This is a genomic window from Mesorhizobium sp. M1423, from assembly GCF_040317575.1.
Lineage (GTDB): Bacteria > Pseudomonadota > Alphaproteobacteria > Rhizobiales > Rhizobiaceae > Mesorhizobium.
In genome coordinates, this window is the sequence record NZ_JAMYKU010000024.1 from 39636 (window position 1) to 61050 (window position 21415).

General features: G+C 62.6%; 20 protein-coding genes and 2 tRNA genes. 12 read left to right on the plus strand and 10 right to left on the minus strand.

Annotated elements, in window-relative coordinates:
• Nucleotides 1-29: 29 nt before the first annotated feature.
• Nucleotides 30-857: an alpha/beta fold hydrolase gene (locus tag NKG95_RS25590; RefSeq protein WP_023719756.1), complete on the plus strand. Its 828-nt coding sequence runs from the start codon at nt 30-32 to the stop codon at nt 855-857.
• A gap of 124 nt (nt 858-981) precedes the next feature.
• Here the strand turns inward: NKG95_RS25590 and NKG95_RS25595 are convergent.
• Nucleotides 982-1058 (minus strand) — tRNA-Pro (locus NKG95_RS25595).
• Between the two features lie 159 nt (nt 1059-1217).
• Between NKG95_RS25595 and NKG95_RS25600 the strand changes: the two genes are divergently transcribed.
• The 3 genes from NKG95_RS25600 to NKG95_RS25610 all read left to right on the plus strand — a co-directional run bounded on the left by NKG95_RS25600 (nt 1218) and on the right by NKG95_RS25610 (nt 2934).
• On the plus strand, nt 1218-1523 hold the full coding sequence (locus NKG95_RS25600; RefSeq protein WP_352856488.1) for an ETC complex I subunit: 306 nt from the start codon (nt 1218-1220) through the stop codon (nt 1521-1523).
• A gap of 54 nt (nt 1524-1577) precedes the next feature.
• A tRNA-Arg gene (locus tag NKG95_RS25605) sits at nt 1578-1654 on the plus strand.
• A gap of 59 nt (nt 1655-1713) precedes the next feature.
• Nucleotides 1714-2934, plus strand: a complete 1221-nt coding sequence (locus NKG95_RS25610) for an anion transporter (RefSeq protein WP_353042869.1) — start codon at nt 1714-1716, stop codon at nt 2932-2934.
• 108 nt (nt 2935-3042) lie between these two features.
• Here NKG95_RS25610 and NKG95_RS25615 read toward each other — a convergent pair whose 3' ends face one another.
• From NKG95_RS25615 to NKG95_RS25630, 4 genes are all read right to left on the minus strand, one after another.
• Nucleotides 3043-3357 carry a cupredoxin domain-containing protein gene (locus NKG95_RS25615; protein ID WP_353042870.1) on the minus strand — a complete coding sequence of 105 codons (315 nt, stop codon included), beginning with the start codon at nt 3355-3357 and terminating at the stop codon, nt 3043-3045.
• 11 nt (nt 3358-3368) lie between these two features.
• Nucleotides 3369-3893, minus strand: coding sequence for a DUF4142 domain-containing protein (locus NKG95_RS25620; RefSeq protein ID WP_023719753.1), 525 nt, complete (start codon nt 3891-3893; stop codon nt 3369-3371).
• A 104-nt stretch (nt 3894-3997) separates the two neighbouring features.
• Nucleotides 3998-4669: an RNA polymerase sigma factor gene (locus tag NKG95_RS25625; RefSeq protein ID WP_353042871.1), complete on the minus strand. Its 672-nt coding sequence runs from the start codon at nt 4667-4669 to the stop codon at nt 3998-4000.
• 253 nt (nt 4670-4922) lie between these two features.
• Complete coding sequence (locus tag NKG95_RS25630) at nt 4923-6092, minus strand: cystathionine beta-lyase (protein ID WP_353020743.1); 1170 nt, start codon at nt 6090-6092, stop codon at nt 4923-4925.
• Nucleotides 6093-6528: 436 nt separating this feature from the next.
• Here NKG95_RS25630 and NKG95_RS25635 point away from each other — a divergent pair, with 436 nt between their 5' ends.
• The 5 genes from NKG95_RS25635 (at nt 6529) to NKG95_RS25655 (ending at nt 12983) form a co-directional block, all read left to right on the plus strand.
• A complete protein-coding gene (locus NKG95_RS25635) occupies nt 6529-7557 on the plus strand; it encodes an amino acid ABC transporter substrate-binding protein (RefSeq protein ID WP_353020744.1) in 1029 nt (342 codons plus the stop codon).
• An 80-nt stretch (nt 7558-7637) separates the two neighbouring features.
• The gene (locus tag NKG95_RS25640; protein WP_352856483.1) at nt 7638-8825 is read left to right on the plus strand and encodes an amino acid ABC transporter permease; all 1188 of its coding nucleotides are present in this window, start codon (nt 7638-7640) and stop codon (nt 8823-8825) included.
• A 4-nt stretch (nt 8826-8829) separates the two neighbouring features.
• Nucleotides 8830-9987, plus strand: a complete 1158-nt coding sequence (locus NKG95_RS25645) for an amino acid ABC transporter permease (RefSeq protein WP_352481769.1) — start codon at nt 8830-8832, stop codon at nt 9985-9987.
• Nucleotides 9988-10056: 69 nt separating this feature from the next.
• Nucleotides 10057-10806, plus strand: coding sequence for an amino acid ABC transporter ATP-binding protein (locus tag NKG95_RS25650; RefSeq protein WP_031194215.1), 750 nt, complete (start codon nt 10057-10059; stop codon nt 10804-10806).
• Nucleotides 10807-11063: 257 nt separating this feature from the next.
• Nucleotides 11064-12983: a multicopper oxidase domain-containing protein gene (locus NKG95_RS25655; protein WP_353042872.1), complete on the plus strand. Its 1920-nt coding sequence runs from the start codon at nt 11064-11066 to the stop codon at nt 12981-12983.
• A 74-nt stretch (nt 12984-13057) separates the two neighbouring features.
• On the opposite strand, the gene NKG95_RS25660 is transcribed toward NKG95_RS25655, so the two are convergent.
• From NKG95_RS25660 to NKG95_RS25670, 3 genes are read right to left on the minus strand one after another with little or no spacing between them, the layout of a single operon-like run.
• On the minus strand, nt 13058-13771 hold the full coding sequence (locus NKG95_RS25660) for a HoxN/HupN/NixA family nickel/cobalt transporter (protein ID WP_023719744.1): 714 nt from the start codon (nt 13769-13771) through the stop codon (nt 13058-13060).
• Between the two features lie 30 nt (nt 13772-13801).
• A complete protein-coding gene (locus NKG95_RS25665) occupies nt 13802-14830 on the minus strand; it encodes a cation diffusion facilitator family transporter (protein ID WP_502895887.1) in 1029 nt (342 codons plus the stop codon).
• Nucleotides 14827-15090, minus strand: coding sequence for a metal-sensing transcriptional repressor (locus tag NKG95_RS25670; protein WP_353042873.1), 264 nt, complete (start codon nt 15088-15090; stop codon nt 14827-14829). Before NKG95_RS25670 ends, NKG95_RS25665 begins: the two co-directional genes overlap by 4 nt.
• A gap of 103 nt (nt 15091-15193) precedes the next feature.
• Here NKG95_RS25670 and NKG95_RS25675 point away from each other — a divergent pair, with 103 nt between their 5' ends.
• The gene (locus NKG95_RS25675) at nt 15194-15865 is read left to right on the plus strand and encodes a TIGR02117 family protein (RefSeq protein ID WP_353042874.1); all 672 of its coding nucleotides are present in this window, start codon (nt 15194-15196) and stop codon (nt 15863-15865) included.
• Between the two features lie 194 nt (nt 15866-16059).
• Here NKG95_RS25675 and NKG95_RS25680 read toward each other — a convergent pair whose 3' ends face one another.
• Together NKG95_RS25680 and NKG95_RS25685 are read right to left on the minus strand one after the other, a co-directional pair.
• Nucleotides 16060-17265 carry an FAD-dependent monooxygenase gene (locus NKG95_RS25680; protein WP_352495567.1) on the minus strand — a complete coding sequence of 402 codons (1206 nt, stop codon included), beginning with the start codon at nt 17263-17265 and terminating at the stop codon, nt 16060-16062.
• A 19-nt stretch (nt 17266-17284) separates the two neighbouring features.
• A complete protein-coding gene (locus NKG95_RS25685; RefSeq protein WP_023722726.1) occupies nt 17285-17530 on the minus strand; it encodes a zinc-finger domain-containing protein in 246 nt (81 codons plus the stop codon).
• A gap of 149 nt (nt 17531-17679) precedes the next feature.
• On the opposite strand from NKG95_RS25685, the gene NKG95_RS25690 reads away from it, so the two are divergent.
• Together NKG95_RS25690 and ppx are read left to right on the plus strand one after the other, a co-directional pair.
• Nucleotides 17680-19881: an RNA degradosome polyphosphate kinase gene (locus tag NKG95_RS25690; RefSeq protein ID WP_352481763.1), complete on the plus strand. Its 2202-nt coding sequence runs from the start codon at nt 17680-17682 to the stop codon at nt 19879-19881.
• Complete coding sequence (ppx, locus tag NKG95_RS25695; protein WP_023722728.1) at nt 19881-21413, plus strand: exopolyphosphatase; 1533 nt, start codon at nt 19881-19883, stop codon at nt 21411-21413. Before NKG95_RS25690 ends, ppx begins: the two co-directional genes overlap by 1 nt.
• Nucleotides 21414-21415 lie beyond the last annotated feature (2 nt).

The following is a 21415-nucleotide window of genomic DNA, read 5'->3' on the forward strand; positions in this document are numbered from 1 at the left end:
CGCCAACTTTTCCATCAAGGAGTAGGACGATGAGCACATTCACCACCCATGACGGCACCGAGGTTTTCTACAAGGATTGGGGCAAGGGCCAGCCGATCGTGTTCCATCACGGCTGGCCGCTGAGCTCAGACGACTGGGACAACCAGATGCTGTTCTTCCTCGAAAAGGGCTACCGCGTCATCGCCCATGACCGCCGCGGGCACGGCCGCTCGTCGCAGACCGCGACCGGCAACGACATGGATACCTACGCTGCCGACGTCGCGGCGCTGGCGGCGCATCTCGATCTCAGGGATGCGATCCACATCGGCCACTCGACAGGTGGCGGCGAGGTGGCGCGTTACGTCGCGCTTTATGGCGGCGGCGGCCGTGTTGCCAAGGCGGTGCTGATTGGCGCCGTGCCGCCGATTATGGTCAAGACCGACAGCAACCCCGGCGGCTTGCCGATCGAAGTCTTCGACGGCTTTCGCGCGGCTCTGGCCGCTAACCGCGCCCAGTTCTACAGGGATGTGCCGGCCGGCCCGTTCTATGGCTTCAACCGCGAGGGCGCCAAGATCTCGCAAGGCGCCGTCGACAATTGGTGGCGCCAGGGCATGATGGGCGGAGCCAAGGCCCATTACGACTGCATCAAGGCATTCTCGGAGACCGATTTCACCGACGACCTCAAAAAGATCGAGGTTCCCGTCCTGATCATGCATGGCGACGACGACCAGATCGTGCCGATCGCCGATTCCGCGCTGCTTGCGGCCAAGCTGGTGAAGCATGGCACGCTCAAGGTCTACAAGGGCCTGCCGCACGGCATGTGCACCACCCATCCGGAGATCATCAATCCGGATCTGCTGGCCTTCATCCAGGGCTGACGGCTCGCATATCGGACGGGCAGCGCAGGCTCGTGCTGTCCGTCCGTCGCTTAAGCATGACCGGCGACGGCAGACACGCTCGAGCGTGATCCGCTTGCCCTGCCGACGAGATTTGGTTGATGAATGGTCGGAGTGGAGAGATTCGAACTCCCGACCCTCTGGTCCCAAACCAGATGCGCTACCAGGCTGCGCTACACTCCGAACGGTCTGTTGCCTAGTGATTTCGGCCCGCCAAAGCAAGCGCAAAAACCATCGGCCTTGCTGCCGGCGTCATTGCGCAGTAATGACGGGCTAGTGCATGGCCAGAGAATAGTAATCTGGTTTCGAGGTCGTGTGCTTGCAACCAGCAATGAGGTGGTCATGTCAGCCCGCATTTTCAGCCCAGCCAAAACCGCGATGCAGTCCGGCAAGGCCAAGACCGGCCATTGGGTGCTGGAATTCGATCCGGAGCAGCGCAAGAAGATCGATCCGCTGATGGGCTACACCACGTCCGGCGACATGCGAAGCCAGATCAGGCTGACCTTCGACACCAGGGAAGAGGCGGTCGCCTATGCCGAGAAGGAAGGGCTGTCTTTCCGCGTCGAGGAGCCGAAGGAAATCAAACGCCGCCAGATTTCCTATGCGGAGAATTTCCGCTATGACCGCAGGACGCCCTGGACGCATTGATCTCATACCGGCCCTGCCGGCGCCAACAATCAGCCGGTCATGCGGCCGGCCAGCGGTCCCGTAGCTCAGCTGGATAGAGCACCGGCCTTCTAAGCCGATGGTCACAGGTTCGAATCCTGTCGGGATCGCCAATATTTCAGGTCCATTCCGGACAGGTTCACTCGCCAGTCGCGAACAGGATTTCCGAAACATGACAGCGATGGGCGCGGCGGCACTGCTGATCCTTGTCCTGACCTATGCCGGCGTCGCGGTCGGCAGGATACCAGGGCTGCGCCTCGACCGGGCAGGCATCGCGCTGCTCGGCGGTGCGGCGATGATCGCCATCGGCGCGCTCAGCATGGAGGACGCCTACCGCGCCATCAGCTTCGACACCATCACGCTTTTGCTCGGCATGATGATCGTCGTGGCACATCTGAAAGTGTCCGGCGCTTTTCGCGCGCTCGGAGGGTTCGCCATTGAGCATGCGCATGCGCCATTCATGCTGCTGGTGATGGTGACGCTGTTGACCGGCGTCCTATCGGCGTTCCTGGTCAACGACGCCATCTGCCTGGTCATGGCGCCGATCGTCGTCCACGTCACCCGCGTCATCAACCGCAACCCGGTTCCCTATCTGATCGCCACGGCAACCGCATCCAATTGCGGCAGTGTCGCCACCATAACCGGCAATCCGCAGAACATGGTCATTGGCGCCCTGTCGGGGATTTCCTATCCGGCCTTCTCGGCGGCGCTTGCGCCGGTCGCGGCGTTCGGCCTCGTCGCCGTCATCGTCATCATCCGCATCGTCTACCGCGCCGAATTCTCGCGCAAGGCCGAGCTCAGCCCCGAAGTCTATCGCGGCCGCATGCTGCCGGGGCAGGTGCTGAAGGCGGTGGTCGTCTGTATCGGTTTGGCGGTCGCTTTCTTTGCCGGCGTTCCCGTAGCCAAGGCGGCGCTGATTGGCGGTGCGATTCTGTTGCTGACCCGCGCCATCAAGCCTGAGCGCATCTATCGCGAGATCGACGGGCCGCTGCTGTTCATGTTCGCCGGGCTGTTCATCGTCGTCGCCGGTGCCGAAAAGACATTGCTGACGCCCGACATCGTCGCTTCGGCAAAGGACCTTGGGCTGAATGATGTATGGCGGCTGTCTGGCTTCACCGCAGTGCTGTCCAACATCATGAGCAACGTTCCGGCCGTGCTGGCGCTGCGGCCGTTCATATCTGGCCTGGAAGACCCTGAGCGGGCCTGGCTGGTCGTCGCCATGAGCTCGACGCTGGCCGGCAATTTCACGCTGCTCGGCTCGGTCGCCAATCTGATCGTTGCCGAGCACGCGCGGGTCTCCGGCAAGCCGCTGGGCTTCATCGCCTTCTTCAAGGTTGGCCTGCCGTTGACGCTGGTCACGCTTCTTGTCGGGACGGCATGGCTGGCGGCCTAAAAGCACGTCGCGTTCGACCGGCCTCATGCGACGCGCTTTAGGCTCTTGTTTTATGCATGTCGTTATCGCAAAACCGCTGCACACTTTTGCGCGACAGGCATTAGCCAGTCAGGGCGATGTCACCGTCACATGGCCCTTCATATTGGGATGGAAGCGGCAGAAATAATCGACCGATTCGGCCTTCTTCACCATCAGGCTTGCTGCCTGCTTCGGATGGATCATCACTTCCCAGCCGCCGTTGACGGTTGCCGTGTGGGCGAACACGTCCTTGTTCACCCACTTGATCGTATCGCCGACCTTCGCCTCGATCTTTGCCGGCGAAAACACAACCTTGTCGATCGTCACCTCAATGGTTTCGGCCTTGGCAGGTGCGGCGCCGATGGTCAGCGCCAGCGCAACCCACAGATGCCGCCTCGACACCATTGGCCCGATCCTCACTTCAGCATACCGGCGACGTGTTCGGCGTGCTGTTCGTGGCCCTGGAATATTTTCAGGCCGGTTTCCAGCAGGCTCTTCAGCTCGGCATTGCCGGCCGACGGGATCAGCAGAGTTTCGAGCGCGCCATTGACCTGCTTGTGGTAGGCCACCTCGCTGGCGACATAGGCCTTGTCGAACGCCGCGCCCTTGAGCTTGGCAAGCTTGGCACGTTCCTCGGCCGCCGCCTTGGTCAGCGCTTTGCTGGTCGGATTGTCCTCAGGCGTGACCTTGAGCTTCTTGACCAGGTCGAGAGCCTGTTTGTTGACGGCCTCGTGATCCCGCACCATGTCCTTGGCGAAATCTACGACCTCTTTGTTTTTCGATTTCTGCAGCGCCTGCTTGGCCGCCTCGACGTCAAGCACGCCCGCTGTGTAGGCGATATGTGCGATCTGCGGATCGGTCGGCTTGTCGGCAGCTTGCGACAAGGGCGCTGCGCTAAGCAGGAAAAATGCGGCCAGTGCCGTGGTCGATCGAATAAACATAATGCTCTCCTTCGCCCCGACGCCGAGCTGCATCGGGCTTCGTTTTCAGTGATGCTCATTGGATGCAGGTCGCCGGAAAACGTTCCCGCGAAAATCGACGCGACCTACCCGGAAAGACCAAGCCGCTGCATCACGGCATTGGTCAGCCGTTCACAGCGCCGGCCCGCGAACGGAAACGCGTCGAGCAGCACCGGGCCGATCTGGTCGTCCAGCGCCTTGCGCACCAGCGCACGAGCGCGGTGCAGCCGGGTCTTGATGGTTTCTGGTCGCACGCCAAGCAGTTCGCCGGTCTCCTCGATGCTCAGCCCCTCGATGACTCGCGCCACGAACACCAGCCGGTAGACATCGGGAAGACTGTCGGTTGCCAGTTCGACAAGCTCAAGGATCTGCCGTTGCGCCATCGTCCGCTCCGGATCGTCGCTCGGGTTGAGGGGAAACCGGATGATTTCGGCTTGCGGATTTTCAGGTATCGCCACCATTCGCCGCCTTTTGCGCAAGCGGCCGAGCGCTTCGTTGATGACGATACGCGACAGCCACGTGGCGAGCGAGGCATCGCCACGAAAGGCCTCGAGGTGGGCAAACGCCCTGACATAGGCCTCCTGGACGATGTCCTCGGCCTCGCTGTCGTTGCGCACAACGCCGCGGGCGATGCGGTAGAGCCTCTGGTTGTGCGTCTTGATGATGGTGCGGAATGCATCGCCATCGCGTGCCAGCGCGCGGCCGACAAGCTGCATGTCGCCGGAAGCGGCGGACGTTGCCGTCAACACAGCCGGCATGGGCGATCTCCTGATAGGCTTCTCATCGGGATATTGGATGCATCGGCCGACAAAAGGTTCCCGACCGATCCGCCGGCCAGCCTCGATCCGCATCAAGCGCCGGCAGAAGCTATTCTATCGCTTCCGCCACGCCGGCGTCTCTATTTTGTAGACGCCGCTTCATCGGCTGATCGGTCGCCATGACACCGCTCAGGATCGCAGTGTTCCCAGGCTGTTACGCCGATTTCCTGACTCGGTCTGGAAAGGTGCTGGCTCAGGCCTCTGCGGCCGCCGCCAGCCCGCGCGCCAGGTCGGTCTTCAAATCCTCGACATCCTCGAGCCCGATCTGCAGGCGCACCAGCGGCCCGTCATACGGGCCCTTGGCGACGGTGCGGTCACCCAGGAATACCGGCACGGCAAGGCTCTCATAGCCACCCCAGGAATAGCCGAGTCCGAAAAACCCCAACGCGTCGAGGAAGGCGTGCTGCTGCTTCTGTCCGCCGCCTGCAAGGACGATAGAGAAGATGCCGCTCGATCCGCAAAAATCGCGCTTCCACAAAACGTGGTCGGGATGGCTGGGCAGCCCCGGATGCAGCACCTGCGCCACGCCCGGCTGGCCCTCCAGCCAGCCGGCGAGGGCAAGCGCGCTCTTTTGATGGTGCTCCAGCCGCACGCCCATAGTGCGCAGGCCGCGCAGCACCTGGTAGACGTCGTCCGGCCCGGCGCAGCATCCCATCGTGTTGAACGTCTCGCAAAGCTGCTTCCAGCAGGCTGCGTTGGCCGAGACCGTGCCGAGCAGCACGTCGGAATGGCCGGCCGGGTATTTCGTCGCCGCATGGATCGAGATGTCGACGCCATGGTCGAGCGGGCGAAAGTAGAGCGGCGTCGCCCATGTGTTGTCCATCATGACGATGGCGCCGGCGGCATGCGCTGCCTTGGCGATGGCCGGTATGTCCTGCACCTCGAAAGTGTTGGAGGCCGGCGATTCGGTGAACACCACCCTGGTGTTGGGCTTGATCAGCGCCGCGATGCCGGCGCCGATGCGCGGTTCGTAATACTCGACCTCGATGCCCAGCCGCTTCAGCATCGTGTCGGCGAAATTGCGGGTCGGGTGATAGACGGAATCGACGATCAGCAGATGATCGCCGGCCGACAGGAAGGCGAGCAGCGGCAGCGTCACCGCCGCCAGGCCCGATGGAACCGCCACCGTGCCCGCAGAGCCTTCCAGCGCATCGATCGCGCTGTTCAGCGCATCGGTGGTCGGCGTGCCCCGCGTTCCGTAGGTGTATTTCTGGCTGCGTGAAGCCATCGCCGCCGCGTTGGGATAAAGCACGGTCGAGGCATGCACCACCGGCGGGTTGACGAAGCCGAAATAGTCATGCGGGTTGTTGCCGGAATGGGCGAGCCGCGTGTTGATGCCCATCTCGCTACCGTCTTTTGCCATTGCATTTCGTCCCGTGAGTAGGTCGTTAGCCATAGTGCGGCGGCATTGGCCGCGCAACCGCACCGCACTCGCCAGGCAAAGGTCTTGAATATGCCAATTCAGCAATGCGCCGTAGATCCGCAGGGCGCCCGGCGCGGTCGGGAAGCCGCGGTCGGGAAGGCGCGATCGGATTTTGCCGGCTTTATTGGCGCGTTGACCGATTTGCGGGCGCGTTTGTCTGCGATTCAGGCATTTCAGCCAGTTGGTTTTCAAAGTCTTTCGGATTTGGTCATTTCCCTTGACCTCACAGGAATAATCGCCTTCGATGTTGTTCGTGAATGGGAGACAGCGCGTCGGTTACGATGCGGGATTCCGGTAATGGGCCGGGATACGAAGCTGCGTTCACACGGGAAAAAGTCAGGTTCGCCTGGAAAAAACAGAAAAGGGTCTGTGGGTCATGAAACACATTGCAATCGGCGTTTTGGGCGCCGCCGCGCTTGGATTCGCGGCTTCGGCCGCATCCGCGAGCACGCTCGACGACGTCAAGGCGAAAGGCTTCATCCAGTGCGGCACCAACACAGGTCTTGCTGGCTTCGCTGCGCCTGACGACAAGGGTGAATGGAAAGGCATCGATGTGGATTTCTGCCGCGCCGTGGCGGCCGCCGTCTTCGGCGATGGCACCAAAGTCAAATTCACGCCGCTCAGCGCCAAGGAGCGGTTCACCGCGCTGCAGTCGGGCGAGGTCGACATCCTGTCGCGCAACACCACCTGGACCATCAACCGCGATACGGCACTTGGCCTGAACTTCGTCGGCGTCACCTATTATGACGGTCAGGGCTTCATGATCAACGCCAAGAAACTGCCGGGCGTCAATTCGGCGCTGCAGCTTTCGGGCGCGGCGGTCTGTGTGCAGAGCGGCACCACGACCGAGCTCAATCTCGCCGACTACTTCAAGGCGAACAAGATGGAGTACAACCCCGTCGTCTTCGAAAAGCTGGATGAGGTCAACGCCGCCTATGACGCCGGCCGCTGCGACGTCTACACCACCGACCAGTCGGGTCTCTACGGCATCCGCCTGACGCTCAGCGCGCCGGCCGACCATGTCGTGCTGCCCGAGATCATCTCCAAGGAACCGCTCGGCCCGGCCGTGCGCCAGGGTGACGACCAGTGGTACCACATCGTCAAGTGGACCTACTTTGCGCTGTTGCAGGCCGAGGAACTGGGCATCACCCAGGCCAATGTCGACGAGATGAAGAACTCGGACAATCCTGAGATCAAGCGCGTGCTCGGCCAGGAAGCCGACACCAAGATCGGCACCGATCTCGGCGTCTCCAACGACTGGGTCGTCAACATCGTCAAGGCAGTTGGCAACTACGGCGAAATGTTCGAACGCAATGTCGGTTCGGGCAGCCCGCTGAAGATCGCGCGCGGCATCAACGCGTTGTGGACCAAGGGCGGCCTGCAATACGCTCCGCCGATCCGCTGATCGAAATGTGATCCGGAAGGCAGCTTCCTGCCTTCCGGTTTCTCTTTCCAGGGGATGGTCGCCAGAAGGGTGGTGGTTTAATGGCATCGCAGGAAATTCTTCGCGAGGAGCCAAGCCGCGGTTCCTTCATCAATGATCCTCGCGTCCGCGGCATATTCTTTCAAGCACTAGTCCTTGTCCTGCTGGTAGCGGGTGTCTGGTGGGTTACCCACAACGTCATCGCCAATTTGACGCGGCTGCACATCGCTTCCGGCTTCGGCTTTCTCAAGGGCCGCGCCGGCTTCGACATCAGCGAAAGCGCCATCGCTTATTCATCGGATTCGACCTATTTCCGTGCCATCCTGGTTGGCTTTATCAACACCGTGATCGTTGCTGTCGTCGGCATCATCACCGCTACCATCATCGGTTTCATCGTCGGCATCGGCCGGCTGTCGCATAACTGGCTGATCAGGAAGATCTGCACCGTTTATGTCGAGGTGTTCCGCAACATCCCACCGCTGCTGGTCATCTTCTTCTGGTATTCCGGCGTGCTCGCCGTGCTGCCGCCGCCGCGCGACAGCATCAATTTGCCATTCGGCTCCTTTCTCAACCAGCGCGGCTTCTATTTTCCCCGCGCTATGTGGGGCGAGGGATCCTGGCTGATCCTGGTCGCACTGCTCCTCGGCATCGCCATGGCCTGGTTCGTCGCCCGCAAGGCGCGACAGCGGCAGATGGCGACGGGGCAGCCATTCCCGGTGTTCTGGACATCCATAGCGTTGATCGTCGGCCTGCCGCTGCTGGCCTACGCGCTGAGCGGCTTTCCGCTGAGCTTTGAATTTCCAAAGCAGTCGACCTTCAATCTCGTCGGTGGCTTTCAGGTCAGGCCCGAGTTCCTGTCACTCTATCTGGCGTTGTCCTGCTATACGGCCGCCTTTATCGCCGAGATCGTGCGCGCCGGCATCAGGGGCGTCAGCGCAGGCCAGACCGAGGCGGCCGCTGCACTCGGGCTGCGCTCGGCATCGATCCTCAGGCTTGTCGTCGTGCCGCAGGCGATGCGCATCGTTATTCCGCCGCTGACCAGCCAGTATCTCAACCTGACCAAGAATTCCTCGCTCGCCATCGCCATCGGCTATCCGGACCTGACGGCGACGGCTGGCACGGTCTTGAACCAGACCGGGCAGGCAGTCGAAGGCGTGGTGATCATGATGGCGGTGTACCTGGCGCTCAGCCTGATCACGTCGGCGGTTATGAACGTGGTGAACGCCAGGATGGCGCTGGTGGAGAGATAAGGCCATGCAAGAGCACGATATGTCCTGGGTGCGGACGGAGATGGCGCTGGCGCAGCCGGCGCCGTCGAGCGAGCGCGGCCTCGGCGCCTGGGTCCGCAAGAATCTGATCGCGTCGACCGGCGACACCATCCTGACCATCATCGGCATCGTGCTGGTTGCCATGATCCTGCCGCAGATCGTCAATTGGGCTTTCATCAACGCCCAGTGGACGGGACCGGACCGCACGGTCTGCGCCACCGTGGCGCAGGGCGGCATCCAGCCGGACGGCTGGACCGGCGCCTGCTGGGCCTTCGTCAACGCCAAGTTCGGCCAGTTCATGTTCGGCCGCTATCCCCTGGAAGAGCGTTGGCGCCCGATCCTGGTCGCCATCCTGTTCGTGGCGCTGCTGGTGCCGCTGCTCATTCCGCGCGTACCGCGCAAGGGGCTGAATGCCATCCTTCTCTTTTTTGCACTGCCGGTCGTCGCCTTCGTTCTGCTGCTCGGCGGCATGTTCGGCCTGCCCTATGTCGAAACCCCGCTTTGGGGTGGACTGCTGGTGACACTCAGCCTGTCCTTCGTCGGCATCGCTGTGTCGCTGCCGGTCGGCATCGTGCTGGCGCTCGGCCGGCGCTCGAACATGCCGATCGTCAAGCTGCTGTGCGTGATCTTCATCGAGACGGTACGCGGCATCCCGCTGATTACGGTGCTGTTCTTTGCCAGCGTGATGCTGCCGCTGTTCCTGCCGGCCGGCGTCAGCTTCGACAAGTTCCTGCGCGCGCTGATCGGTGTGTCGCTGTTTGCCGCCGCCTACATGGCCGAAGTGGTGCGCGGCGGCCTGCAGGCGATCCCCAAAGGCCAGTATGAGGGCGCCGATTCGCTCGGCCTCAGCTACTGGCAGAAGATGGGTCTGGTCGTCATGCCGCAGGCGCTGAAGCTGGTCATTCCCGGCATTGTCAACACCTTCATCGGCATGTTCAAGGACACCAGCCTGGTCATCGTCATCTCGATGTTCGACCTCCTCGGCATCGTCAAGCAGAACTTCTCCGACGCCAGCTGGGCAACGCCGCAGACGGCCAGGTCCGGCCTGGTGTTCGCGGCCTTCATCTTCTGGCTGTTCTGCTTCGGCATGTCGCGCTATTCAATGTACACGGAACGCCGTCTCGACACCGGCCACAAACGCTAAAAAGGGGACCTTGTCATGGCCATAGAAAACGCCGTCAGCGCGGAAGAGATCAAGGTCAATGCCGCCAAGATGCATATTTCCACCACCGATGTCGCCATCGACATCATCGCCATGCACAAATGGTACGGCGAGTTCCATGTGCTGAAGGACATCAATCTGAAGGTGATGCGCGGCGAGCGCATCGTCATCTGCGGCCCGTCGGGCTCCGGCAAATCGACGATGATCCGCTGCATCAACCGGCTGGAGGAACACCAGAAGGGCAAGATCATAGTCGACGGCAAGGAACTGACCAACGATCTGAAGAAGATCGACGAGGTGCGCCGCGAAGTCGGCATGGTGTTCCAGCACTTCAACCTGTTTCCGCATCTGACCATCCTCGAGAATTGCACGCTGGCGCCGATCTGGGTGCGCAAGATGCCGCGGAAGCAGGCCGAGGAAATCGCCATGCATTTCCTCACGCGTGTCAAGATTCCGGAACAGGCCAACAAATATCCCGGTCAGCTTTCCGGCGGCCAGCAACAGCGCGTGGCTATCGCCCGCTCGCTGTGCATGAACCCGCGCATCATGCTGTTCGACGAGCCGACCTCGGCGCTCGACCCGGAAATGATCAAGGAAGTGCTGGAGACGATGGTCGGGCTCGCCGAGGAGGGCATGACCATGCTCTGCGTCACCCATGAAATGGGCTTTGCGCGCAAAGTCGCCAACCGGGTGATCTTCATGGACCAAGGCCAGATCGTCGAGCAGAACACGCCGGCCGAGTTCTTCGACCACCCGCGCCACGAACGCACGAAACTGTTCCTGTCGCAGATCCTGCACTGATCCTGTACGCCGGTTCGTGACAAGGCCGGCGGACCGGGCTCGCTGCCTTGCTCAGGGCCTTACGCGTATTCGACGAGCGCTGACCGTGCGCGGCGCGAGAAGATGGCAAGCGTGCTTCAGACCGCTCGAGTGGTCACCTTGCAACCTGGTAACTAAGGCCGGCACGGATCATAAGCGCGCCGGCTGCGTTCATTGCCATTGGGACTTGTATAACGAGCCGCGTGGGCGCGTGCGGCGGCAGGTCAAGGTTCATCCCGATGCTCATCCAACCGATCGATTATTTTCTCGTCGTCTGGTTCACGCTGGCGCTGGCTTCGACGCTTTATGTCGGCTTCGATCAATATCGCAACAATCCCGAGCCGGTGGTGATGAAATGGGGATTCATCCTGGTCACCCTCTATATGGGGCCGCTCGGCTTGCTGCTCTACGTGCTAGCCGACAAGGAGCCCCGGCCGGGCGAGCATGAACTCTTTACCCGGCCGCTCTGGAAGCAGGGCGTCGGCTCCACCATCCACTGCGTCGCCGGCGATGCCACCGGCATCATTCTTGCCGCCGCCGTCACGGCGGCGCTCGGCCTGCCGATGTGGATCGACCTGATCGTCGAATATCTCGCCGGCTTTGCCTTCGGCCTGTTCATCTTCCAGTCGCTTTTCATGAAATCGATGATGGGCGGCACCTATTGGGAGAACGTGCGCAAGAGCTTTCTGCCCGAGTTCATCTCCATGAACTTCATGATGGCCGGCATGGCGCCGGTCATGAGTTTTCTGATGATGGGCCGCGACATGCGCGCGATGGAACCGACGGAGCTTTTGTTCTGGGGCGTGATGTCGATCGGCGTCATCGCCGGCTTTGCGCTTGCCTACCCCGCCAATGTCTGGCTGGTCGCCCGCGGCTTGAAACATGGGCTGATGACACAGCGCCAACAGGCGGCCGGCACCGACGGTCGAGAGCGGCCCCACCAAGGGCAACACGCGCAGATGCAAATGCAGCAGGCCGACGCCAGCGGCCATCACGGGCAGCACCACGATATGGCTTCCCACAAAGGCAAAGGCGGCGCCGGTCATCACATGGAGACGGATGCCACGACCCCGCAAGTCGCCGCCCTCAGCATGGTCTCCCTGCTGGCCCTCGCCATCGGCATGATCGCGCCGGCGAACTGGCTGAACCTAACCTTGTCGGCGCGCGATGTCGGCGGGGTGATCATGCCGCAAGGCATGATCATGGATCGCGACACGCCCGCCGACGCAATGCGCGACATGGCCGCCACCGATCCGCGCCTCGTGGCCGCCTCTTATGGTCTGACGATAAGGGGTGACCAGGACCTGCCGTTTCGGATGGAGAACGGCACCAAGGTGTTCGCGCTCAGGCCTTCGGTGGTCCGCTGGCAGATCCTGCCGGACGTTGCGGTAGACGCCTATGCCTATAATGGCCAGATTCCCGGCCCGCGAATTCACATTCGCCAGGGCGATCAGGTCAGGATCAACGTCACCAACGGCCTGCCTGAGGAAACGACAGTGCATTGGCATGGCTTGATCCTGCCGAACCAGATGGATGGGCCGGCGGAAATCACGCAGGCGCCGATCGAGCCCGGCCAATCCTATTCATACGAATTCACCGCAACCCAGCACGGAACCTATTTCTATCACCCCCATGCCAAGCCGGACCGGACCCAGGCGCTCGGCCTCTACGGTGCGCTGATCATCGATCCCGCCAATCCCGCCGATGAGGTCGCGGCCGACCATGATTACGTCATCGAGCTTCACGAATGGCTGGTGCGGGAAGGGCTGACCTACCCGTCGATGCCGATGGACGGCGGCATGCCGAATTTCTTCACCATCAACGGCAAGGCCTATCCCTCGACCGAGACGATTCCGATGAAGGTCGGCGAGACGCTCAAGGTGCGGTTCATCGGCACCAACAACGGCTTCATCCATCCGATGCATATCCATGGCGGACCGTTCGAGGTCGTTGCCCGCGACGGCGAGACGATCCCTGCCTCGGGTCGTTTCCTTGCCGATACGGTCAATGTCGGGCCGGGTCAGCGCTACGACGTGATCTGGAAGGCACAGCGTCCGGGCAAATGGCTGATCCATTGCCACATCCCGCATCACACCACGAACAACAATGTCGAGGAGAAGGGCGGCGGCGGGCTGATGGTCGTGATCGATGTGACATGACCGGCGTCGGCTTGGCTCGTTCCAACTGCTGCACCGGCCCGGACGCCATGCAGTGGCTGAAACCATGTTTTCTCTTAAGCTGATGTGATCTGCCAGACAGCGACGCCGGCAAGGGCGAGACCGGCAGCGCCCTCGATGGCCCGGGAGATGGTTTCGAACAGCCGTGGCTGGCGCGCGAAAAACTGTACAAGCCGTTCCCGAAACACGATCGACAATACCGCGACGCAGGACAGCGTCAGCGCCACGCCGACCATCATGGTGATGGCAAACAGGACGCCCGCTGCCGGAACACCCCTGGAGATCGCGAAAGTCATCGCGAAAAGCGTCAGCGGGCAGGGGATCAGGCCTGCCATCACGCCGACAGCCTCGCCTTCGTGCCTGTGGTGATGGCTGTGGCTCAAAGCGCGCCAGAGCATCCAGACGCCAATGAGGCCGAGCAGCCCACGACTGATATGCTCCAGAAGCGGAGCGCGGCCAACGCTGCCCAATGCTATGGAGACCAGTGGCAGCGAGAGAGCCGCAATCAGAACGGCAATCGTCACATGCGTGAACGATAGCGTGATAGACACGAGCAGGCCGCGCGAGACCTTCGCATCCGAACCGGCAAGATAGGTCGCCAGGACCGCCTTGCTATGACCCGGCGTCAGCGCATGGGCAGCCCCGAACACGACGCCCATCGGCAGGAAGGCCATGAATGCCAGCCAATTGCCTCCGGCCGCAAGCAGCTTGATCTGCTCGCCGAGCGTCAGATAGATCGTGCGCTGAAATTCGACGAGCGTCTGGAACATCGGACGAGACTAGCAGAAAATCGGCGAGCGTCAGTGCATGTGGCCGTGGTCATGCGTGTGCTCGTGAGGGTGCGGATGGTCGTTCTCTCCACGTTCCGTTGAAAACCGGACATTCGCCTCAGCCAGGGCTGGCATATGCTGGGACAGTTCGTCTTTCAGCGCTGCCGCGATCTTGTTCGCCGCCGACAGCGGTAAGGTTTCGTCCGCGGCAATTGCGATGTCGGCGTGCAATCTATGACCGACCCAGCGCGCCTTAGCATCGACAATATGCGCGCCCGCAACATGCTCGGCGGCATGTCGGATTTCATCCATCACACCGGGTTCGATTCCGTCCAGCATGCGGGTCAGCACCGAACGGGCCGATTGCCACACGATACCGAAGATCGCAATCGTGATCAGCAGGCCGACGATCGGGTCGGCCAAGGAAAAGCCGAGCCAGACGCCGATGGCTCCGATGACCACGGCAAGGCTGGTAAGTCCGTCGGTGCGGGCGTGGTAGCCGTCGGCAATGAGTGCCGCGCTGTTGATTTCGCGGCCGACGCGGATACGGAACACGGCAACCGCCTCGTTGCCGAGGAAGCCGACAATGCCCGCCGCCGTCAGCCAGCCGAGGTGTGTCACTACTTGTGGATTGATCAGCCTGTCGATGGCTTGGTAGGCGGCGACAACAGCGCTGAACAGGATGATGAGCACGATGATGATGCCGGCCAGATCCTCGACCCGGCCCAAGCCATAGGTAAAGGTCCGCGACGGCTTGCGCCGCGCCAGCACGAACGCAATCCATAGCGGGATCGCCGTTGTCGCATCGCCGATGTTATGGATCGTGTCGGCCAGCAATGCCACGCTCCCCGACAGCACAACCACGACCATCTGCAACGCCGCGGTGATGGCCAGGATTACGAACGACCATTTGATTGCCCAGATGCCCCGGTCGGTGGTAGCAATTGTCGCATCGATGACGCCGTGGGTGTGACCGTGCGAACCGTGATCGCCGTGATGATGTGCGGCGTGCGAGCCGAACCCGAGCCAGTCCAGAATGCGGGCTACGATGGCATTCATAGATACTTCGCCAGCTGCTTGAGTTCCGCCAGCGAGTTGCCGCCGGTTTCCACGCTGTCCGTGAGGCAATGCTCGATGTGATCGTTGATCAGCTCGCGCTTGGCGCTGCTGACGGCCCTTTCGACGGCATGAAGCTGCTGCGCCAGATCAACGCAAGGGCGATGCGCCTCGATCATGGCCAGCACAGCCGCAAGGTGACCTTGCGCGCGCTTCAGGCGCTTTATGATGGAAGGATGCGAGGCGTGGAGGTGATCTGACATGCTTGAGCATATCCTCCCGGGGAGGATACGCGTCAAGCGCTTTGCCAGCCGTGCAACTCCAGAGACGCTTCACCTTGAGCATGGCTTGCTCTAAGCCTTTCCCATGAAGAAGCTTGCCCGTTTTCTTGGCCTGCTGGTCGTTGCAACAGTGCTTGCCGCAGCGCTGGGCACGCTGCTGCCGCGCCCGCTCTGGCCGGCGGCAGTTGCCGATCCGATCGGCGCAAGCCACCGCATCTTGGTGCTGCAAAATCCGATCCACACCGACATCGCCATCCCGGTCGACGACGATATGCGCCGGCGCTTCCATTTCCTGGTCGATGCCGGCATTCCTGCCGACATGGCGGAGGTCCGCTACATCGTCTTCGGCTGGGGCGGCCGCGCCTTCTATCTGGAGACGCCGACCTGGTCGGAGCTGAAGGCGATGCCGGTGATGAAGGCGCTGACCGTCGATGCCTCGGTGATGCATGTCGACATTTCCGGCGACATCGCCGAGCCGCATCCCGACGTCGCCGGCTTCGACATCGGCGACGAACGCTTTGCGGCGCTGCTCGATTACATTGCGGCAAGCTTCCAGCGGGGGCCGAACGGGGCCATTCCGATCGAGAATGCGGCCTATTCCCGCTTCGATCGTTTCTTCGAAGCCAATGGCCATTTCAACGCGCTGATCGGCTGCAACACCTGGACGGCGGCGGCACTGCGCACGGCCGGGCTGCGCACCGGCTGGTGGAACCCGCTGCCAGCCTCGCTCGGCCTGTCGATGCGGCTTCACAATTGAAGAGGGTTCCGGCTGATCAACGCCGCGATCCTTCGAGCCCTCCTTTCGCCAATCTCTAACGTTGCAGGACCTAGCAAGGCGCCGAAACTGCCAATCTCCCTCCTTGTGGGGGAGATGTCCGGCAGGACAGAGGGGGGCGCTGTCCCGCCGGCCTATCGAGCTTTTTATCGCCGATCCCCAGACTCGCGCGCCCGCTAGCCATAAAGCCAATCAAGATCGGCGGCGAGCTTTTCGGGTGAGCGCATCGCCAGGAACAGGTTGCGGGCCATCGCCACCGGCCCGGCCGCGTGCCAGGCGAGGCGGTTGACCGCGCCGCGGCGGGCGACCTGGGCGACGCGCGGCCGCCGCGCCTGTTCCCAAGCGGCAAGCGCGCCGCTGAGATCGGCAGGCGAGGTGGCAACGAAGCCGGCAAGCGTCGCCGCGTCCTCGATCGCCATCGCCGCGCCCTGTGCGGCAAAGGGCGTCATCGCATGCGCCGCATCGCCGATCAGCGCGACGCCTTCCGGTGTCGTCCACCGCCGCTGCTCGACGGTGTGGATCGGCCATGCCGTCCACGGCGCCGCCTCGCTCGCCAGACGGACCAGCGCCGGCGCGGTACCGCGCATGGCGCTGACGAGGATGGCGGGGTTGGCATGCCCCGACCAGCCCTCGGCGATGCGCTCGCCCCTGGTGAAGGCGGCGAGGTTGAAGGCAGTGCCACGGCTGACCGGATAGGCGACCATATGGAAGCCGGGATAGAGGAATGCGGTAACGCAATCGGGCGCACCGATCGCTGCAAAGGCTTGGCCAGCAGGGCTGTCGGCACCGACGGTGGCGCGCCACGCCAGCTCACCTGAAAACCGGCTACTACCGAATTCGGCCGCTTTGCGGGCCAGTTGTTCTCGCACCGACGACCAGACGCCATCCGCGCCGATCAGCAGACAGCCAGCCTCGACCGTTTCGCCATCAGCCGATGCAGTGACGGCAACAGCTTTCGGTCCGGCTGCGATGTCGGTCACCCGCGCGCCAGCGACCAGTTCGATCCCGGGCTGCTCCGAAACCCGCTGCATCAGCGCTGACTGCAGATCGGCGCGGTGGGCGACGAGATAGGGTGCCCCCCAGCGCGTTTCGGCGGCCGGGCCAAGCGGTACGCGCGCCAGCTCGCCCAGCGTGGCGGCATCCTTGAGCACAACCGCCTCCGGCCGCACCGCCGTCGGCAGCAGCCGATCGAGTACGCCGAGTTGTCGAAGAATGCGTGTCGCGTTGGGCGACAACTGGATGCCGGCGCCGGCAGCCTCGAGGTGCTGCGCCTGTTCGAACAGTTTTATCCGATAGCCGCGCTCGGCGAAGGCCAGTGCCGCGGTCAGCCCGGCAACGCCCGCCCCGGCGATGACGACCTGCCGGGACTGCGTTTCCTGCATCAGGCTTGTCGCAGGAGAATCAGGCGGCCTGGTCGATATAAAGGCAGCCCGGCGGCACCGTTTCCAATGCCTTCAGCTTCGGCGAATAGCGATAGAGCGTCGAGCAGTAGGGGCAGACCTTTTCATTGTCGTCGCCCATGTCGAGAAATACATGCGGATGGTCGAAAGGCGGATTGGCGCCGGTGCACATGAATTCCTTGACGCCGATGTCGATTGCCGGATAGCCCGCATCGTTCTGGAAATGGGGAATGGAACCGCCTGCCATCGTCGTCTCCTGATCTTGTCGATTGCATCTGGATCATAACCCGTCTCTTTGCAAGATCGATGAAATGAAACTGTCGCAAAAGCCTGTCAGAGGATAAGTTAAGCCGGTTAAGGCTGGCGCCGACGGCTGGTGTAGGAAGAGCAGGAATCATGAACGAACTGAAGCCGGTCCAGAGCGAATTCATCACCATCGAGGCGGCGAGCCGCGAAGGCGGCAATCCTGACCGCTTCGTCAACCGCGAGTTTTCCTGGCTGCAATTCAATCGGCGCGTGCTCGAGGAATCGCTGAACGCCAATCATCCGCTGCTCGAGCGCGTTCGCTTCCTGTCGATATCGGCGGCCAATCTCGACGAGTTCTTCATGGTCCGCGTCGCCGGTCTTGCCGGCCAGGTGCGCGAGGGCATCGTGCTGAAGAGCCCGGACGGGCGCACCCCCGAGCAGCAGCTCGAACAGCTGTTGCGCGAGGTCGAGCGCCTGCAGGAGGACCAGCAGAACAGCCTTTCGGCGCTGATGCTGCAGCTCAACAAGGAAGGCATCGAGAGCATCACCCGCGATGCGCTGACCAAGGACGAGAAGACCTGGCTCGAGGACCATTTCCAGGAGCAGGTGTTTCCGGTCCTGACGCCGCTGTCGATCGACCCAGCGCATCCGTTTCCGTTCATTCCCAATCTCGGTTTCTCGATGGCGCTGCAATTGCGCCACCGCAAGAACGGCGAGGAAATGAGCGCGCTTTTGCGCCTGCCGGTAGCGCTGAGGCGCTTCATCCGCTTGCCGGATCGCAAGCATCACGTCCGCTTCGTTCCGCTCGAAGAGGCGGTCAGTCTCTACATCGGCAAGCTGTTCCCCGGCTACGAGGTCAAGGGCTCCGGCACGTTCCGCATCATCCGCGACAGCGATATCGAGGTCGAGGAAGAATCCGAAGATCTGGTGCGACTGTTCGAGACGGCGCTGAAGCGTCGCCGCCGCGGCTCGGTCATCCGGATCGAGTTCGACAGGCTGATGCCGTCCGAATTGCGCGACTTCGTCGCCGGCGAGCTTGGCGTCTCGGCCAGCCGCATCAGCGTGCTTACCGGGCCGCTGGCGCTTAGCCAGATCTCGGAGATCGTCGCCGTCGCTCGCGACGATCTGAAGTTCACGCCCTACAATCCGCGCTTCCCGGAGCGCATCCGCGAGCATGGTGGCGATTGCTTTGCCGCCATCCGCGAGAAGGACATCATCGTCCACCACCCCTACGAATCCTTCGACGTGGTGGTGCAGTTCCTGCGCCAGGCGATGGCCGATCAGGAAGTGGTGGCGATCAAGCAGACGCTCTACCGCACCTCCAACGACAGCCCGATCGTGCGGGCTTTGGTCGACGCCGCCGAGGCCGGCAAGTCGGTGACGGCGCTGGTCGAGCTCAAGGCGCGCTTCGACGAGGAGGCCAACATCCGCTGGGCGCGCGACCTCGAGCGCGCCGGAGTCCAGGTCGTCTTCGGCTTTCTCGAGCTGAAGACCCACGCGAAAATGTCGCTGGTGGTGCGGCGCGAGGATGGCAGGCTACGCAATTACGTGCATCTCGGCACCGGCAATTACCACCCGGTCACCGCGCGCATCTACACCGACCTGTCCTTCTTCACCACCGATCCGACGATCGCGCGCGATGTCGCGCAATTGTTCAATTTCATCACCGGCTATGCCGAGCCGGCCGAGCAGATGCGGCTGGCCATATCGCCGTTCACGCTGCGCAACCGCATCCTCAAGCATATTTCGGACGAGATCGGCCACGCGCTGGATGGCAGGCCGGCTCGCATCTGGATGAAGATGAATGCGCTGGTCGATCCGATCATCATCGATGCGCTCTACGATGCCAGCCGCGCCGGCGTCGAGATCGATCTCGTCGTGCGCGGCATCTGCTGCCTGAGACCGCAGGTGCCGGGCCTGTCGGAGAACATAAGGGTGAAGTCGATCGTCGGCCGCTTCCTCGAGCACAGCCGCATCTATTGCTTCGGCAACGGCCACGGCCTGCCCTCGGACGGGGCGATCGTCTACATCTCCTCGGCCGATTTGATGCCGCGCAATCTCGACCGCCGGGTCGAGACCATGGTGCCGATCACCAATCCAACTGTGCATGAACAGGTGCTCGGCCAGATCATGCTCGGCAACATCATGGACAACCAGCAAAGTTTCGACGTATTGGCTGACGGAACCTCCCGGCGCGTTGTGCTGGAGGAGGGCGAGGAACCGTTCAACGCGCAGGAATATTTCATGACCAATCCGAGCCTGTCCGGACGGGGCGATGCGTTGAAGTCGCATGCGCCCAAGCGCATCGCGCAGTTCAAGCGCCGCAAGAAACAGAACGCAGCGACGGGCTGATGATTTCAGCGTCCCAGGGCCGGCTTCAGGACCGCCGACCGCTGTCCATCATCGATATCGGGTCGAACTCGATCCGTCTTGTCATCTATGAAGGGCTGGCGCGCTCGCCGACCTTGCTGTTCAACGAAAAGATGCTCGCCGGCCTCGGCCGCGGCATCGTTTCGACCGGAAAGCTCGATCCCGAGGCGGTGACGCGCTCGATGGAAGAGTTCCGCCGTTTCCGCGCGCTCTCCGACCAGGCCGGCGCCGAGCGCATGTATGTGTTGGCGACCGCCGCCGCCCGTGAGGCGGTCAACGGCCCCGACTTCATCCACCGCGCCGAGGATGTACTCAAGACCGAGATCCAGGTGCTGAGCGGCCGCGAGGAAGCCCATTATTCGGCGCTCGGCGTCATCTCCGGTTTCCACCCGGCCAACGGCATCGCCGGCGATCTTGGCGGCGGCAGCCTCGAACTGATCGATATCGACGGCGAGGCGATCGGTGACGGCATCACCCTGCCGTTGGGCGGCTTGCGCCTGCAGGACATGGCGAAGAACTCGCTGACCCAGGCGGCAAAGATCACGCGCGAGCAACTGGCGCGGGCGAAATTGCTGAAGGGCGGACAGGGCAGGGCCTTCTACACGGTCGGCGGCACCTGGCGAAACCTCGCCCGTCTGCACATGGAAATGACCAACTACCCGCTCGGCGTCATGCACCATTACGAGATCGGCATCGAAAGCGCCGCGAGCTTCCTCCGGCAGGTCGCCAAAGCCGAGATCGATAAGGTCAAGGGCATCGAGGGCGTCTCTAAGAACCGCCGCTCGCTGCTGCCCTACGGCGCCATCGTGCTGCAGGAGATCATGGCGGCGATGCAGCCGTCGAAGATCATCGTGTCGGCGCTGGGCGTGCGCGAGGGCTTTCTCTATTCGCTGCTCGACAAGGCCGAACAGAAAGCCGATCCGCTGATCTCGGCGGCGGAAGAGCTTGCCCGCCTGCGCTCGCGATCGGTCGACCACGCGCATGAGCTTGTCGAATGGACCGGTAAGGCCTTTGCTGCCTTCGGCATCGACGAAACCAGGGATGAGGCGCGCTACCGCCACGCCGCCTGCCTGCTTGCCGATATCGGCTGGCGCGCCCATCCCGAATATCGCGGCAAGCAATCGCTCAACATCATCGCCCACGCCTCGTTCATCGGCGTCGACCATCCCGGCCGCGCCTTCCTGGCGCTTGTCAGCCTGTTTCGCCACGAGGGCGTGTTCAATGAAGCCGCTCCGGAAATCCGCGGGCTGGCGACACCGCGCTATCTCGAACGCGCCCGGGTATTGGCGGCGCTGTTGCGCGTCGTCTATCTGTTGACCGCGGCAATGCCGGGCGTCATGCCGCGGCTGAAATGGGAAAACCGCGGCAATGGCGTGCTGGCGCTGGTGCTGCCGGCAGCGCTGGCCGATCTTTACGGCGAGCGGCCGGCTGGCCGGCTGGCACAGCTGGCAAGAGTCACCAACCGCCGGCTGGTGCTGGCGGTCGAGGGCGGGCCAAGCATGTCTGTGAAGTGAAC